Source organism: Erythrobacter sp. RANMB8 (genome assembly GCF_056848235.1).
In genome coordinates this window covers 460,050-475,845 of sequence record NZ_JBREHG010000001.1, presented here as the reverse complement: position 1 = coordinate 475,845, position 15,796 = coordinate 460,050, and the positions used below count along the sequence as shown (strand labels likewise).

The 15,796-nt window shown below is 64.9% G+C and carries 13 protein-coding genes; 7 read left to right on the top strand and 6 right to left on the bottom strand.

Going from position 1 to position 15,796, the window contains the following annotated elements; all coding sequences use genetic code 11:
- Positions 1–2 precede the first annotated feature (2 nt).
- The 5 genes from ACU0AG_RS02155 to ACU0AG_RS02135 all read right to left on the bottom strand — a co-directional run bounded on the left by ACU0AG_RS02155 (position 3) and on the right by ACU0AG_RS02135 (position 6,904).
- On the bottom strand, positions 3–2,300 hold the full coding sequence (locus tag ACU0AG_RS02155; RefSeq protein ID WP_482780613.1) for a penicillin acylase family protein: 2,298 nt from the start codon (positions 2,298–2,300) through the stop codon (positions 3–5).
- A 128-nt stretch (positions 2,301–2,428) separates the two neighbouring features.
- Entirely contained in the window at positions 2,429–3,205 is a 777-nt protein-coding gene (locus ACU0AG_RS02150; RefSeq protein WP_482780784.1) for a TorF family putative porin, read from the bottom strand.
- A 476-nt stretch (positions 3,206–3,681) separates the two neighbouring features.
- Complete coding sequence (locus ACU0AG_RS02145) at positions 3,682–4,656, bottom strand: DUF6733 family protein (RefSeq protein WP_482780612.1); 975 nt, start codon at positions 4,654–4,656, stop codon at positions 3,682–3,684.
- A gap of 250 nt (positions 4,657–4,906) precedes the next feature.
- Positions 4,907–5,977, bottom strand: a complete 1,071-nt coding sequence (locus ACU0AG_RS02140) for an NAD(P)-dependent alcohol dehydrogenase (protein WP_482780611.1) — start codon at positions 5,975–5,977, stop codon at positions 4,907–4,909.
- Between the two features lie 132 nt (positions 5,978–6,109).
- Positions 6,110–6,904: an SDR family oxidoreductase gene (locus tag ACU0AG_RS02135; RefSeq protein WP_482780610.1), complete on the bottom strand. Its 795-nt coding sequence runs from the start codon at positions 6,902–6,904 to the stop codon at positions 6,110–6,112.
- Positions 6,905–7,102: 198 nt separating this feature from the next.
- Between ACU0AG_RS02135 and ACU0AG_RS02130 the strand changes: the two genes are divergently transcribed.
- From ACU0AG_RS02130 to ACU0AG_RS02100, 7 genes are all read left to right on the top strand, one after another.
- Positions 7,103–9,931 carry a TonB-dependent receptor gene (locus ACU0AG_RS02130; protein ID WP_482780609.1) on the top strand — a complete coding sequence of 943 codons (2,829 nt, stop codon included), beginning with the start codon at positions 7,103–7,105 and terminating at the stop codon, positions 9,929–9,931.
- Between the two features lie 12 nt (positions 9,932–9,943).
- A complete protein-coding gene (locus ACU0AG_RS02125; protein ID WP_482780608.1) occupies positions 9,944–10,993 on the top strand; it encodes a phytase in 1,050 nt (349 codons plus the stop codon).
- Positions 10,994–11,003: 10 nt separating this feature from the next.
- The gene (locus tag ACU0AG_RS02120; RefSeq protein WP_482780607.1) at positions 11,004–12,368 is read left to right on the top strand and encodes an alkaline phosphatase PhoX; all 1,365 of its coding nucleotides are present in this window, start codon (positions 11,004–11,006) and stop codon (positions 12,366–12,368) included.
- A gap of 6 nt (positions 12,369–12,374) precedes the next feature.
- Positions 12,375–12,938 carry a hypothetical protein gene (locus ACU0AG_RS02115; protein ID WP_482780606.1) on the top strand — a complete coding sequence of 188 codons (564 nt, stop codon included), beginning with the start codon at positions 12,375–12,377 and terminating at the stop codon, positions 12,936–12,938.
- A gap of 121 nt (positions 12,939–13,059) precedes the next feature.
- Entirely contained in the window at positions 13,060–13,521 is a 462-nt protein-coding gene (locus ACU0AG_RS02110) for a Dps family protein (protein WP_482780605.1), read from the top strand.
- Between the two features lie 71 nt (positions 13,522–13,592).
- Positions 13,593–14,207 (top strand): 6-phosphogluconolactonase, encoded by a 615-nt coding sequence (locus ACU0AG_RS02105; protein WP_482780604.1) that lies wholly within the window; start codon positions 13,593–13,595, stop codon positions 14,205–14,207.
- On the top strand, positions 14,207–14,680 hold the full coding sequence (locus ACU0AG_RS02100) for an NUDIX hydrolase (protein ID WP_482780603.1): 474 nt from the start codon (positions 14,207–14,209) through the stop codon (positions 14,678–14,680). Before ACU0AG_RS02105 ends, ACU0AG_RS02100 begins: the two co-directional genes overlap by 1 nt.
- Here ACU0AG_RS02100 and dinB read toward each other — a convergent pair.
- On the bottom strand, positions 14,677–15,795 hold the full coding sequence (gene dinB / locus ACU0AG_RS02095) for a DNA polymerase IV (RefSeq protein WP_482780602.1): 1,119 nt from the start codon (positions 15,793–15,795) through the stop codon (positions 14,677–14,679). The two genes, ACU0AG_RS02100 and dinB, sit on opposite strands and share 4 nt — an antisense overlap.
- Between the last annotated feature and the right edge of the window lies 1 nt (position 15,796).

Genomic DNA, 15,796 nt, shown 5'->3' with positions numbered 1-15,796 from the left:
ACCTATTCCGCGATCCGCCGCGTCTTGCCGATGGCGGCGGCGCGGATGTCGGCCTTGTGGAAGGGCAGGCGGTGCCATTCCTTCCTCGCATAGGCGCGGGTCTGGTCGGCGTAGTGCGGCGAGGCGGGGTTGGTGGACTGGCTGTAGCTGAGGATCGCGTCCGCGACCGGGCCCCTGTCGTCAAAGCCGACGATCTGGATGTAGCTCGTCCCGTGCACCGGCACGAGGCCGCCGCCGGCAGGGGCCGGGCGGGCATCCTGATAGTTGAGCACGCCTGCGGTGCCGGGGCCGCCGTGGACGGGAATGCGCTCTCCGCCCGCAGGCCAGTGCTGCACGCTGCCCCATTCGGCGTCGAGCGCGATGCCCGCCGCGTCGAGTTCCGCCACCGCTTCGGCCAGCGCCGCGAGCAGTCTTTCCCCCTTGGCCCCGTCAATCGCCAGCGCGCGCGGGGTATTGACCGGGTCCGCCGGATCGAACGGCACCTGCCACAGGCCCGGCAGCTTGCCTGCCCTCGCCCAGAAAGCGCGGAACAGCGCTGCGCCCTTGCTGCCTGCCTCGAAGCGGCGATCCCACCCCGCCAGCGCCGCGCAGCCGCGCACCACCGCTTCGGCAGGTTCGCTTGCGGTCGTGCACAGCACCGCGATCTCGCCCGCAGTCATGTCGGCGGCGAGGGTCTTGTTGGCGAAGGCCATCGCCTTGGCGCGGGCATGATCGATCTTGCCGCTGGCGAGCAGCGCCTCGGTCTCGGTAAAGTTCGAACGGCTGCGCAGCGTCAGCTCCGCCGCGTGCTTGCCGAGGATCGGCGAGAGCGCGCGGTGGGGGATGCGCGGATTGCTCATCCAGTAGGAATCGTTCGAATTGGTAAGGTAATCGCGGCGGATCGTGGCAGCCTGATCGCTGGCAGGCATCAGGCCGGGTTGTGCGGTGCCTTCGGCCACATCCCAGTCACACGCCGCACGCGACCCGTCGAGCAGCGTGGCGAGCTGCGCGAACAGGCCCGAAATCGGGGTTGAACAGGCCTTGATCTTGTCCGCCGAGACATTCGGCACGGCTGTCACATCGGCGTGGAGCGCATCGCCATGGCGGTCGGATGCGATGGTGTTGACCCACGGAATGCCAAGCGTCTCGCTGACGGCCGCCTTGATCTCGCCCACCGATTTCGCCTGCCCGATCTTCAGCCAGGTTTCGATCCCGCGCAGGTTGCCGCGGTTGGCATCCTTCAGCGCGAAGGCATTGGCGGCGCTCCATGTCACGCCCGATGCCGGGATCACCACCACCTGTCCGAAGCGGGTGGAATAGAGCGTGCGGGTGACATCGGGCGTCCCATCGGGCATCGGCACGGTAACGCTGCGCGGTTCCATCGCCACGCTTTCGCCGTCGACCATGTAGCGGGTCGGGTCCGCCGGATCGAGCGTCAGCTGGTAAAGCGTGAAATGGCGCGCTGCGGTGACGGTGTGGGTCCAGGCGATGTCTTTGTTGAAGCCCAGCGTCGGCATCGGCGTTCCGGCAAGGCCCACGCCCATCACGTTGTAACCCTCGGGGCCGGTGACATGCATCTGCCAGAACCGGCTCGGCCCGTTCCACGGGAAGTGCGGATTGCCGACCAGCAACCCGCGCCCGTCCGCCGTCGCCTCGCCCCCGAACGCCCAGCCGTTGCTGCCGATGCCAAGCTCGTCGGACCGCGGGAAGGTGCCATAGGTGCTGGCGGCAACCTTGGCCTGCGCCGGGCCGGGAGGGGCCGCGTTGGCGATGCCGGGGGCCAGCGCGAGCGAGGATGCCAGAAGCATCTGCTTTTCGGTCAGCCGCAGCATGTCGTCCATGGTGATCGGGCGCACCCATGGCTTGCCGCGACATTCGGCAGGCACCCCGTCAGCGCCCGCATCGCGCAGGAAACGGTTGTAGCCCGCGACATAGCCCTCGGCCAGCAGCTGTGCGGCCTGCGATTGCCGCTTCACACCCTCGCGCAGCGCGGGAAGGTCGATCATCCCGCGAAAGAATGTGTCGGACGACAGGTTGTCGACCTCCTGAAAGCCCAGCGTGGCCTTTGCCTCCGGCCCGAAATGCTTCGATCGTTCGCCCGCGATCGTGGTGAATTCCTCGGCCAGCAGGCACAGGTTGTCCTCGGCATAGGCATAGGCGACGCCGTAGCCGACGCCCTGCCAGCTGCGCGCCTCGATATGGGGGATGCCGTAAGTGGTGCGGGTGATGCTCGCCTCATACCGCTTGCCCGCCGTCGCCCCGGTGGCTGGCATAACCAGAACCGCAGCCGCCGTTGCCGCCCAAACCGCCTTGCGCATCATAATCCCTCTCCGCACACCCCTTATCGGGTTTTCGAGCGAAACCTATCGGCGCGGCGGACAAAAGAAAAGGGCGCTCTGCCGCAGTGGCAAAGCGCCCTTCTCCGGGTCGCACTTCGGAGATCAGGCGATCAGAACGCTGCCGTGACCGAGAACACCACGGTCGCATCCGAAATCGACTTGCCCGCGAGCGTGGCGAAGTTCGGGCGGATGAGGTTGGCTTCGGCTTCGGTGATGTCGGTATCGACATAGGCGACCGACAGCGTCAGGCCTTCGATCGGGGCGATGTCCGCGCCGATCAGCCAGTCGAAATAGGTGCCGGTGGGCGCGATGCTGGTGCCGTTCGGGCCAAGGCCGGGGTTGCCGTCCGAATAGCCGATATGGGCCTTCAGGCTGATCGGCGTGTCGGCAATGCCATAGACCGCGTCGGCGGCGAGGTAGAGGTTGTCTTCCTTGTCACCCGGATTGGCCGGACCGACCACGGGGAACGCATTGCCCAGCGCTTCCTGCTTGGGCGCATAGGCGAGCGTTGCCATCAGCGAGACCGGGCCGACATCGCCCGACAGCTTGGCATAAAGCTCGGCAAAGTCGGTGGTGTCGGCACCGCTGGGATACATGAACCAGGTCACGCCCATGTCGAGCGTGCCTTCGCCGACCGGCAGGGCGTAACCGGCGAAAATGTCGAGCTCCATGTTGGCGCCGCCGAAGGTGCCCCAGCCCGCGAGGTTCGAACCCCAGGTGCCGACATAGAAGCCGCTGGCGTGGCTGACGGTGAAGCCGCCCTGGATGGCCATGCCTTCATCCGATTGCGACACGCCGCGGAAACGGTAATCCGATGTCAGCGTGGCGCTGCCCGAAATGGTGATCGCGGGCTCGGGCTCGTCGGCCTGATGGCTGGCGGTTGCCATATCGACCGGCGCAATGGCGCGGAGCGATACGACAGCGTCTTCGCTGATGGTGATTTCGGTGTCGTCAGCCGGAGCGGCAATGGCAGCTTCCGTCTCACCGGCAAAAGCGGGAGTGGAAACGAAGGCGACGAGAGCGACGGCCGAGGCAGCCGAAGCAAAACGAATGGACATAAGGAACGCTCCATAGAGAGGTTTGGATCGTTCCACCTGCGTGCTGCGCAGAAGATTTTATCCGGTGAATCGGGTTTCCATCACAGCGCTGTCATAATCTCCCATGCTGCACCTGCGCACAAAGATTATGTGCAGGCAGGCTTTCACATTATCTTCTTGCGTGGCGGTTCTGCAACAGTTTGAAGATTGCGAGACACGAGAAGCCGAAGATATCGGCACGCTTCGCTGGCTTGCCACGCCAAACGCAAAAGGGCGCTGCCATCCGGCGGTAGCAGCGCCCCTTCGTGCATGATGCAGTCAGCCTGTCAGAAGGTGAAGCCTGCGGTCAGCTTGTAGAAATCGCCGTCATTGCCGCTCTCGACGTCGGCACCGGCGGTGAAGCGGACGAAGAAGCCGTTGCTGGTCTTGAACTGCACATAGGGGCCGACCCATTGATACACCCGCGCGGTCCCGCCGCCGGGGAAGGTGTTGCGGGTGTTGCTCAGCAGCTCGTAATGCGCACCGGCCGAAACCTTGTCGCTGAACTTGTAGCCTGCGTTGATCCAGGTGTGCAGGAAGTCGAGCGCCGCGTTCTCGTTACGGTTGCGAAGGGCCGCATAATAGCCGCCGTAATATTCCGCTTCGAAGGTGTCGTCGGAATAGTTGATTGTCAGGCTCGGCACGATGCCGTCAGCAAAGTTGCCGCCGCTGCCGGTCGGGTTGCCCGCGTTGTTGACCACCCCGCCCGAAAGCAGCGCGCCATTGGTGATGCCGACCTGCGGCTTGATCACGAAATTGCCGCTGTAGATCGCCGCGCCCACGCCGAATTCGGTCCACAGATCGGAGCCGAGCCCGGTGCCGAAGGCGTCGGTGGTCCAGATGATCCCGTAGAAGCTGAAATCCACATTCTCGCTGACCGGGATCAGCCCGTTGAAGGCGGGGTAGAAGCCGAAGAAAGAATCCTGGTTGAGCGTGACAGTGAAGCTGTCCGAACGGCCACCCTTGCCATCATCCTGTGCGGCGGCTGCCGCGGCGGCGAGCACCGCGCTGCTGACCACGACTTCGCCGTTGCCGACAACGGCAAGGCCGCTCGAGGTGGCCGAACTGATCGGCAGTGCGGGTGCTGCGGCGGCGGTCAGATCGAAATCTTCCGCGTTGTGCTTGCCGGCGACCTGCGCCGAAGGGACGATGGCTGCGGCGGCTTCAACCGCGATGCTGTCCGGACCTTGCGCGAAGGCCGGAGCCGACAGGGCGCAAGCCAGGGTCAGCGCCGAAGCGGCGCAAGCAAATCGAACTGTCATAGGGAACGCTCCTGATTGAGAGGTGGGATCGTTCCGCCCTGCGTGCCGCGCCGGAGCCTTCTTTTGTTAGGAACGGGTCTCGTTCACAGCAAGAAAAAGCAATAACGGCTGGCCGCAGCCGCACAATTCGAATTGTTACTTTGCAACACAGATTACTTCTATTGTGTTGCACCAATGAAACAAATTAAACTTATGCGATATATTATTATTCAAATATCGTATGACTTGAAGGTTTGCAGGTAAGCCTGTCCTATCCGGCTCGCAGGCTCTCCATGTCGATGACAAAGCGGTATTTGATGTCGCTCGCTTCCATCCGGTCATAGGCGGCGGCGATGTCCTGCATCCGGATGATCTCGATGTCGGGCAGGATGTCCTTGTCGGCGCAGAAATCGAGCATCTCCTGCGTTTCGGCCAGCCCGCCGATGCCGCTGCCGGTCAGCACCTTGCGGCCCAGCAGCACGCCGGTGTGCACCTCGGGCATCATGTCGATCATCCCGACCAGCACCTGCACCCCGTCGATCCGCAGCAGGTGGAGATAGGGCGTCACATCATGGCGCACGGGAATGGTGTTGAGCACCATGTCGAACGTGCCGCGCGCCGCCTTCATCGCGTCCTTGTCCGAGGTGTTGAGGAACGCGTGGGCGCCCAACTTCTCCGCATCGGCACGCTTGCTTTCGCTGCGGGATAGCACGGTCACCTCGGCGCCCATCGCCGCCGCCAGTTTGACCCCCATGTGCCCCAATCCGCCAAGCCCTGCGACCGCGACCTTGCTGCCCGGCCCGACCTTCCAGGTGCGCAAGGGGCTGTAGGAAGTGATCCCGGCGCACAGCAGCGGCGCGGCCTCGGCCATCGGCAGGGCGTCGGGCACCTTGAGCACGAATTCCTCGCGCGCGACGATCCTTTCGGAATAGCCGCCATAGGTGGGCGAGCCGTCGCGCCGGTCGGTGCCGTTATAGGTGCCGGTCATCCCGCCTGACTGGCAATATTGTTCGAGGTCCGCCTCGCAATGGGCGCATTCCATGCAGGCATCCACCATGCAGCCGATCGCCACCCGGTCGCCGACCTTGTGGCGCGTGACGCTCTCGCCGACCGCGCTGACAATGCCGACGATCTCGTGACCCGGCACGATCGGATAGGTGGTCCGGCCCCAATCGTTGCGCGCCGAATGCAGGTCGGAATGGCAGATGCCGCAATGGGTGATCTCGATCAGCACGTCGTCATGACGCAGACCCCGGCGGGTGATCTGCATTGGCCCCACGCCAGAATCGGGCGCCGTCGCGCCATAGGCGCGGGTGGGGTATTCGTTGGTTGCAGTGGCCATGTCCTGTTTCTCCTCGTCATCGCGAGCGGAGCGACGCGATCCATGGGCTGACGTTTCCGCAGGCGGCAATGTTCGTTCATGGATTGCCACGTCGCCTGCGGCTCCTCGCAATGACGACGCGGGAAAAGTGCCTTACTTCGGCGGCATCCGGATCGCCCCATCCAGCCGGAACTGGTGGCCGTTGATGTAGCTGTTGCAGGCGATCTCCAGCACCAGCGATGCGAATTCCTCCGGCTCGCCGAGGCGCTTGGGGAAGGGGACGGAGGCATTGAGCTGCGCCCACATCGGCGGGTTGCGATCCTTCATCCCCAGCATCAGCGGAGTGGCGAAGATGCCGGGCATGACCGAGTTCACGCGGATGCCCAGATCCATCAGGTCACGCGCCATCGGCAGCACCAGCCCGTTCACCCCCGCCTTGCAGCTGCCGTAGATTACCTGCCCGATCTGCCCGTCCTGCGCGGCGACGCTCGCGGTGAGGATGATCGCCCCGCGCTCGCCGTCGTCATTGACCGGTTCCGCATTGGCCATCCCCAGCGCCGAGATGCTGGCGACGCGGTAACTGGCGACGAGAATCCCTTCCGCCCCGAAGGCGTAGTCTTCAGTAGGAAGGCGCTTGTAGGCCCCGCTCTCCTTGTCCCAGCCCAGCGTCTTGCCGCGTTTCGATGCCATGGCGCAGTGCAGCGTCACGCGTTCCTGCCCGTGGGCGGCGCGGGCGGCGGCGAAGCCTGCCTCGACGCTCGCCTCGTCCATGATGTCGACATGGTGGAAGGTGCCGCCGATGGCCTTGGCGTGGGCCTCGCCCGCTTCGTCGTTGATGTCGAAAATGGCGACTTTCATGCCGGCATCGGCAAAGGCCTGTGCGCTGGCCTTGCCCAGCCCGCTTGCCCCGCCGGTGACGACGGCGGCCATGCCCGGTTCGATCTTCATCGCTGTCCTCTCCTGATATGTTTTGCCCGAGGTTAGGCGTTCGCAGGGCTCAACGCCAGCTCTCCAATTTGCGGCATTCCTGCAACAATTGCACCTGTCTCCGATCCGTCATTGACCGGTCGCCAACCTGTCACGGCGCAGGCCTAGGGGCCGCCCCGATACCGGCCGTCATCATGGCCAGAACAGGGGAACTTCACGATGATCCGCACCCGTCTTCTCGCCGGCAGCGCCGCGCTGGCTCTCACCACCGTTCTTGCTGCACCGGCCATGGCGGGCGAAGTTGCTGGCACGGTCGTCGATGCCAGCGATACCGCAGGCTTGCGCGCGGCCGAAGTCGTGATCGAGGAGCTCGGCCGCCGCACCGTTACGGGCGGCGATGGCTCGTTCGTGTTCAACGATGTGCCCGCGGGAACCTATACCGTTACTGCGCGGTATGTCGGGGCCGATCCGGTGCGGTTCACCATCGACGTGCCGGAGGTCGGGACAGTCAACCAGAACTTCGTCCTCGGCACGGCGGGGAGCAACATCCTCGTGCTTGGTCAAAGTGCCAACCTTGCCTCGGCACTGTCGCGCAAGCGCGCTGCCGATGGCGTGTCCGATGTGCTGACCCGCGACGCGATTGGCCAGTTCCCCGATCAGAACGTGGCCGAATCGCTTCGCCGCCTGCCCGGTATCAACGTGCTCAACGATCAGGGCGAAGGCCGGTTCGTGACCGTGCGCGGGCTCGACCCCAACCTCAACGCGACCTCGCTCAACGGCGTGCGCGTGCCTGCTCCCGGTATCGATGAACGCGGCGTGGCGCTCGATGTGGTCTCTTCTGAAATCATTGAATCGATCGAGGTCAAGAAGTCGCTCACCCCTGACATGGACGCCGATACCATCGGCGCTTCGATCGAAATCAAGACGACCAGCGCCTTTGACCGCAAAAAAGACCTCTACGTGGCCAAGCTGGGCGGTAGCTATAACGACTATTCGGGCGCGCTGACCCCCGACGTCGCGTTCGATTTCGCAACAAAACTCTCCGACAATTTCGGCATCACCGGCGGTCTGTCATACTACAACCGCGAATTCGAAAGCGACAACATCGAAGCCGATGGCTGGCAGCAGGACGGCGGCCTGATCTATGCCGAGGAAGTCCAGTATCGCGATTACGATGTCGAGCGTGAACGTATCAGCGCGACGCTCGGCTTCGATGCGCGCGTGGGCGAGCACACCGAGCTCTATCTCAAGGGTGTCTACAGCGAATTCAACGATCAGGAGTTTCGCCGGGATGTGATCTTCCGGCTCGAACGCGCCAATGTCTCCGGCAGCGGCGACAATGCCCTGTTCAACGACAGCAACGGGGCCAGAATTCAAATCCGGCGCCGCGTGAAGGACCGCTTTGAATCTAGCCGTATCCGCACCGTGGTGTTCGGCGGCGAAAGCCGGCTCGGCGCGCTCAAGGCCGATTATGCCATGAGCTGGGCCAAGTCGTCGGAAACCAAGGACGGCTCGCTCGACCCGACCCGCTTCGATGCCAACTTCCGCAATTCCGGGATGGCAATCGCGTTCGATTACAGCGATCCGCGGGTCCCGCTCTATTCGGTCACCGGTAACAGCGCCGGCTTCCTGAACCCCGCCAATTACGGGCTTAACTCGATCGAATTCACCGAAACTTCGCTGGGGGAGGACGAGGAGTTCGCCGCGCGGTTCGACCTCGGCTACGAAATCTACAGCGACGCCGGAACGCTGACGATCCAGGGTGGGGCCAAGGCGCGCTGGCGCGAGAAGTTCTTCAACGGGCGGTTCGAATTCTGGGAGAATGACGATCTGACCCTCGCCAATGTCCTCGGCGCCGGGCAAACTTATCGTCTTGCCGACATTTCCCCGCTGCCCGGCTTCACCGAGGCGACCGAGTTCTTCAACGCCAATCGTGGCGCCTTCGAGCTCAACCAGATCGACACCGCGCTTGCCAGCAATGTCGAGAACTTCTCGGTCGATGAAGACATCTTCGCCAGCTACCTCCTTGGCCGCTGGGAAAGCAGCAAGCTGCTGGTAATCGGGGGGGTGCGTTACGAGCGGACCTACAATAGCTTGACCGGCAATCTGGTGCAGCTGGTCGAGGAAGACGGCACCTTGCCGGGCGGTGGTATCGCGACCGAGGACACCGTGCTGGTCACGCCCACCAATCTCGAGCGCAACTATGATCACTGGTTGCCCAGCCTCAATATCCGCTACGCCGCGCAGCCCGATCTGATCCTGCGCGCGGCGGCCTATCGCAGTCTCGTGCGACCGAATATCGGCGATCTCGCCCCGCGTACCATCATCGAGGATGACGAGGCCGAGGCTGGCAACCCCAATCTGGTGCCCTACGAAGCGTGGAATTTCGACGCGACGATCGAATATTACATGTCGAACAACGGCGCGATCACCGCCGGCCTGTTCTACAAGGAAATCGACAACTTCATCTTCAGCCAGCGGATCACCGATCCCGATCCGCTGCTGGGGGTTGATATCACCCGGCTGGATACGACGCTCAATGGCCGGACGGCCGAAATCTTCGGCGTGGAACTCGGCTTCTCGCAAAAGCTCGATTTCCTGCCCGGGCTCCTGTCGGGCTTCCTCGTGCAGGCCAACTACACCTTTACCGATGCCAAAGGCCTGATTTCCGATGGCGATATCGACGACATCACCGATACGCCGGCGTTCCGCGAAATCACCCTGCCAAGCGCGAGCCGCCATACCTTCAACGGCGTGCTCGGCTATGAAAAGGGCCCGGTGTCGCTGCGTCTGGCAGGCACTTACCGCGACCTGTACCTCGACGAAATCCAGGGCGGAGCCGACGAAGACCGCATTGTCGACAGTCTCTTCCAGCTCGATTTTTCGGGCCGTTACAATATCAACAAGAACTTCCAGGCCTATTTCGAATGGGTCAACATCAATGACGCCGAATACTTCGCCTTCAACCGGCTGGGCGGGCGGCAGAATGTGCTGCAATTCGAGAAATACAACTGGACCATCAAGGGCGGCATCCGTCTCACCTTCTGACGGGAAGCGATCATGATCAGACCCTTCCAAGGCTTCGCACTCGCATCGCTGGGGATCGCTGCCGCCTGTGCGACGGTCCCCGCGATCACCGGCGATCCGGCGGTCACCGTCATGGCGAGCGCCGAAACCCCGCCCGTCGGCACCGTCAATGAGGACGCCGCCGATGATCCGGCGATCTGGCGCAACCCTGCCGATCCGGCGGCGAGCCTGATCGTGGGCACCGACAAGAAGGGCGGGCTTTACGTCTATGACCTGAAAGGCGCGCAGAAGGCCTTTCTGGCCGCGCCCGGCATGAACAATGTCGATCTGGTCGAACTGGGCGATGGCACGGTGGTGGTCGCGGCGAGCGATCGCAGCGATCTGGCGAACGGGCATATCTTCCTGGCGCTGCTCGACCGTTCCAGCGGCGCGCTGACCCCGGCGGGCAGGGTCGCGGTAGGGCCGGGCGAGGCTTACGGCATCTGCATCGACAAGCCGCAATCGGGCACCGTCGCGGGCAATGCCTTTACCGTGTTCAACGCGCCCAAGAACGGGGTGATCTACCGCACTGTCGTGACCCGTTCGGCGGGCGGCTTTGCCGGCTCCACCACCACGCTCGCGACTGTCGCCACCCAGCCCGAAGGCTGCATCGCCGATCCGCGCACCGGCACGCTCTATATCGGCGAGGAAGACGCAGGGCTGTGGGCGATCGATACCGCCACCGGCACCAAGCGCCTGATCGCGGCCGTGGACAACAGGCTGCTGGTCGCCGATCTGGAAGGTCTGGCACTTGCGCCCGAAGGCACCGATGGCGGCTATCTGGTCGGATCATCGCAGGGCGACAATGCCTATGCGGTGTGGCGCCTGCCCGATCACGCACCGGTGGGCCGCTTCCGCATCGCGGCGGGCCGCTTCGGCAGCACCGAGGAAACCGACGGGATCGAGCTCGACAACCGCGATTTCGGCCCCGACTTTCCGGGCGGCATCTTCATCGCGCAGGACGGGGTGAACCCGCCCCATGCCCAGAACTTCAAATATGTCCGCTGGCATGCCATCCTTGCCGCACTGGGAGAGCGGCAGTAGGGTCATGGGCATGACTCACGCCATCACGATCTCGCCCGACCGCCGCCGTTTTCTGGGTGCCACCGCCTCAGCCTTTGCCGCGCTGGCGGCGAGCGGCTGCATGACGCGCAGCGGCGCGACCGCCACCGCGCCGCGCGCTTCGGGCGGATTTGCCGGTTACGGCGCCTTGGGCCCCGATCCGGCGGGGCTGATCGATCTGCCGCAGGGCTTTTCCTACCGCGTGATCTCGCGCCTTGGCGAAGCCATGGATGATGGCCGCAAGGTGCCAGACCGTGCCGACGGGATGGGCTGTTTCGCAATCGGTAACGGCGAAATCGCGCTGGTGCGCAACCACGAACTCCAGCCGCAGCACGATGCGGGCGGGCCGATTGCCAAGGGTTTCGGCAAGCGTGGTGGCAAGTTTGTGCCCGGCGGCACCACCACGATTGTGCTCGATGCGGCGACGCTGGCGGTCAAGCGCCAGTTCCGCAGCCTTGGCGGCACGATCCGCAATTGTTCGGGCGGGGTCACACCTTGGGGCAGCTGGCTGACCTGCGAGGAGGCCCCGACCGGCCCCGGCCAGCGTTATGGCGACGGGCTGGAGCGCAATCACGGCTGGGTGTTCGAAGTGCCCGCATCGGCGCGCGGGCTGGTCGATCCGGTGCCGCTGACCGCAATGGGCCGCTTCAACCACGAAGCCGCCGCGGTCGATCCGGCCACCGGCATCGTCTACCAGACCGAAGACCGCGACGACGGGGTGCTCTATCGCTTCATCCCCAAACTGCCGGGCAAGCTGGCCGAGGGCGGGCGCTTGCAGGCGATGGTGATCGAGGGGCTGGCCGATACCCGCAACTGGACCGGCGCAAGCATGATGGTGGGCAAGCCCTATCGCGTGTCGTGGGTCGATCTGGATGATGTCGAAGCGCCGAAGGACGATCTGCGCCTGCGCGCCGCCGCTAAGGGCGCCGCGCTGCTGGCGCGGGGCGAGGGGCTGCACATGGGCGTCAATCGCGGGGTCTCCGAAGTCTTCGCCTGCTGCACCAGCGGCGGCGCGAAGCAGCTGGGCCAGATCCTCAAGCTGACGGTCGGTCAGGCGGGCCAGCCCGACACGGTCACGCTGTTCTTCGAAAGCGAAAGCACCGACCAGTTCAACTATGGCGACAATCTGTGCGTTGCGCCGAGTGGCCACCTGATCGTGTGCGAGGACCAGTATACCGATGTGGTCGACAACCACATTCGCGGTATCACGCCCGATGGCCGCGCCTATGACGTAGCGCGGCTGAAAGCGCAGACCGAACTGGCAGGCGCGTGTTTCTCGCCCGATGGCAAGTGGCTGTTCATCAACGTCTATTCTCCCACCGCCACACTGGCGATCACGGGGCCGTGGGCGGCCTGATCCGGCGTGGACGGGTTCCTGCTGTCGCTGCTGCTGGTGTTTGCACTGGCACTGGGCGGGCGTGACCAGTGGCTGGTGGCGCAGTGGTCCGATGCGCTCGGCAAAAGCGCGGCGCTGCTGGCGGCGGGCGTCGCCTGCGCGATCGCCAGCGCTGCCGCGATGGCGTGGCTTGGCGCCGAATTTGCCGCGATGCTGCCGCGCCGCGCCGCGCAGATGCTGGTCGCCTTCGCGCTCGCTGCCGCAGCCTTCGAACTCGGCTGGCCGGTGCGCAACAAGACGCCTGAGGAGCCGACCCGATCGGTTGGCGCGATCGCGATCGTTCTGCTCGCGCGCCAGATCGGCGATGCGGCGCGCTTCGTGGTCTTCGCGCTGGCGGCATGGACGGCGCTGCCGGTGACCGCCGGGCTGGGCGGAGCGCTGGGCGGGGCGGCGGCGGTGACGCTGGGATGGAGCATCGGCGCGCGGGGCCTTGCCCGCTGGCCGCTGCGCCCGCTGCGGCTGGCGATGGCGGCGGGACTGGTTGTTGCGGCGATCTTCATCGGATTGAACGCCCGCTATACCGCCTATTGATCGTTTTGTTCGATCATTGCGAATTGGTTTCTTCTGCAACCAAATGCGGATTGATCCGTTATAATGGCAAGCATGGAAGCGGCAGTCAGTGCCGCATCGCCAGTAATAAACGGAGGAATATATGGCCGAAGCCAACACCAATTCGAAAGCCGCGCTCGTGGGCGAACTCAACGGGCTTCTGGCGGATCACTTTGCGCTGTTCATCAAGACCAAGAATTTCCACTGGCATGTAAAGGGCCCGCGCTTTCGCGATCTTCACCTGCTGTTCGACGAACAGGCGCTGGAAGTGCGTGATCAGATCGATCTGATTGCCGAACGCGTGCGCAAGCTCGATGCCGAAACCCTGACCTCGCTCGGCAGCGTGGCGCAGGCGACGCAGATCAGGGATCAGGACAGCGCCACGCTTTCGGCAGAGGACATGATCGCCGAACTGCTGGCCGATAACCAGACGCTGATCGCCCGGCTCAAGGGTATGAAGGAGCTTGCCGGACAGGCGGGCGACAATGCCACCGACGGCATGCTCGACGACTGGACCGACATGGCCGAACAGCGCGCCTGGTTCCTGCGCTCGCTGCTCGCCTGATCCTGCGCGCATAGCTATCCATGAAGGGCCGTCCCTGTTGCCGGGGGCGGCCCGTTTGCTATCAGGTCGCCATGGCCAACATCACGATCATCGAAGGTGCGGAACCCTGCGCGATTGCCGACTGGCTGGCGGGGCATCTGGCAGGCAGCGGCGCGATCACCATTCCCGGCGGCTCCACCCCCTTCCCGATCCTTGCCGCGCTGATCGCGGCGGGCGGCGTCAACTGGACCGGCTGGCAGGTGTGGCCCAACGATGATCGCATCGTGCCCGAAGATCACGAAGCCTCGAACACCGGCAAGATCCGCGCCCTGCTGGAACCGGCAGGTGCGGTGATCATCGCGCTGGCCGAAGATGCCGCGCCGCCGCATTTCGCGCTGACATGGCTCGGCATGGGGCATGACGGGCATATCGCCTCGCTGTTCCCCAACACCGATCCGCAGGCCGGCGATCCGCAGGCCCTGCGCCGCCTGACCCCCGATCCGCTGCCTGCCCACGCCCCGTTCGACCGCATCACGCTGACGCTGCCTGCGCTGCTCGACACCGATGCACTGGTCTTCACGCTGGGCGGCGCGGCGGACAAGCGCGCCGTGTTCGAGGCGGCAATGCGCGGCGAGCACGATCTGCCGGTCGCCCGCCTGCTGCGCGGCGCGGAGCAGCGCGGCATCCCCGTTACTGTCTTCGCCTGATGCCGCAGTTTCTCCCCGCCCCGCTTCACCGCGCCTTGCTGCCGCTGGCGCACCGGCTGCGCCATCACTGGCGGCGCTGGCGCGGGACGCCGATTGCAGGGGTCAGCGTGGTGGTCACCAACCTTTCGGGCGATGTGCTGCTGCTGAAGCATTCCTATGGCCCCGATGTCTGGGCGCTGCCCGGCGGAGGGCTGGGCCGGAACGAAGACCCGAAGGCGGCTGCGGTGCGCGAAGTGCGCGAGGAACTGGGCATCACGCTGGCCCGGATCGAACCGGTCGCGGTGATCGAGGAGGTCATCTCCGGCGCGCCGCACACCGCGCATCTGTTTGCCGGAACCTGCGACCAGCACCCCCGCCCCGACAGGCGCGAGGTGACAGAGGCACGGTTTTTCCCCTCGCACTCGCTCCCCGAGCCGCTGGGGCGGACCACCCGCACGCGGATCGACGCATGGCGGGCGCGGGGAACGCTCTAGAGCAACCGCAACTGCGCTTCGTCGCGCGCCGGTTTTTCGTCCTCTGCACCTTCGAGATTGCCCAGCGTCAGCCCCATCAGCCGGATCGGCCCCCGCAGAGGCAATTCCGCCTCCAGCAGACTGCGGGCGAGCGCGGCGAACTGCTCGCGTCCGCTGACGAAATCAGGCAGCGAGGCGGCCCGCGTCATGATCTGGAAATCGGTGAACTTCAGCTTCAGCGTCACCGTTCGTCCGCGCACGCCGCTGGCCTCGATCCGGTCCCAGACGATGGCGATGATGTTTTCGAGCGTTTCGCGCAAGCCCGCGCCGCTGCCGATATCCTCGGAAAAGGTCCGCTCCCCGCCCACCGATTTGCGGATGCGGTGCGCGGCGACCGGACGCAGGTCGATACCGCGAGCGGCGCGGAACAAGTAATCGGCCATGCTGCCGAAATGCTGGCGCAGGAAGGCGATGTCCTTGGCCGCAAGGTCTGCGCCCGTGGCAATGCCGAGCGCCTGCATCTTGCTTTCCGCCTTCGGTCCGACCCCGTGGAACCGCCGGATCGGCAGGCCCGCCACAAATGCCGCGCCTTCGCCGGGGCGGATCACGCACATCCCGTCGGGCTTGTTCTGATCGCTGGCGAGCTTGGCGAGGAACTTGTTGTAACTCACCCCCGCGCTGGCGGTCAGCTGTGTCTTGGCGCGGATTTCCTGCCGGATCAGCGTGGCGATGCGGGTGGCGCTGCCGATGCCGAGCCGGTCTTCGGTGACATCGAGATAGGCTTCGTCAAGGCTCAGCGGCTCGATCACCGGCGTGTAGTGCTCGCACACCCGGCGGATCTGGCGGCTGGCTTCCTTGTAGGCATCAAAGCGCGGGCGCACGAAGATCAGATCGGGGCACAGGCGCTGCGCCGTGATCGAGGGCATGGCGCTCCTCACTCCAAACTTGCGCGCTTCGTAACTGGCGGCGGCGACCACCCCGCGCCCGCCCGCGCCGCCGACTGCGACGGGCTTGCCCCTGAGATCAGGATTGTCGCGCTGTTCGACGCTGGCGAAGAAGGCGTCCATGTCGACATGGATGATCTTGCGCAGGCCGGGCGCATCAAGGCTGTCATCCTGCGGTGCCGTGGACGTCATC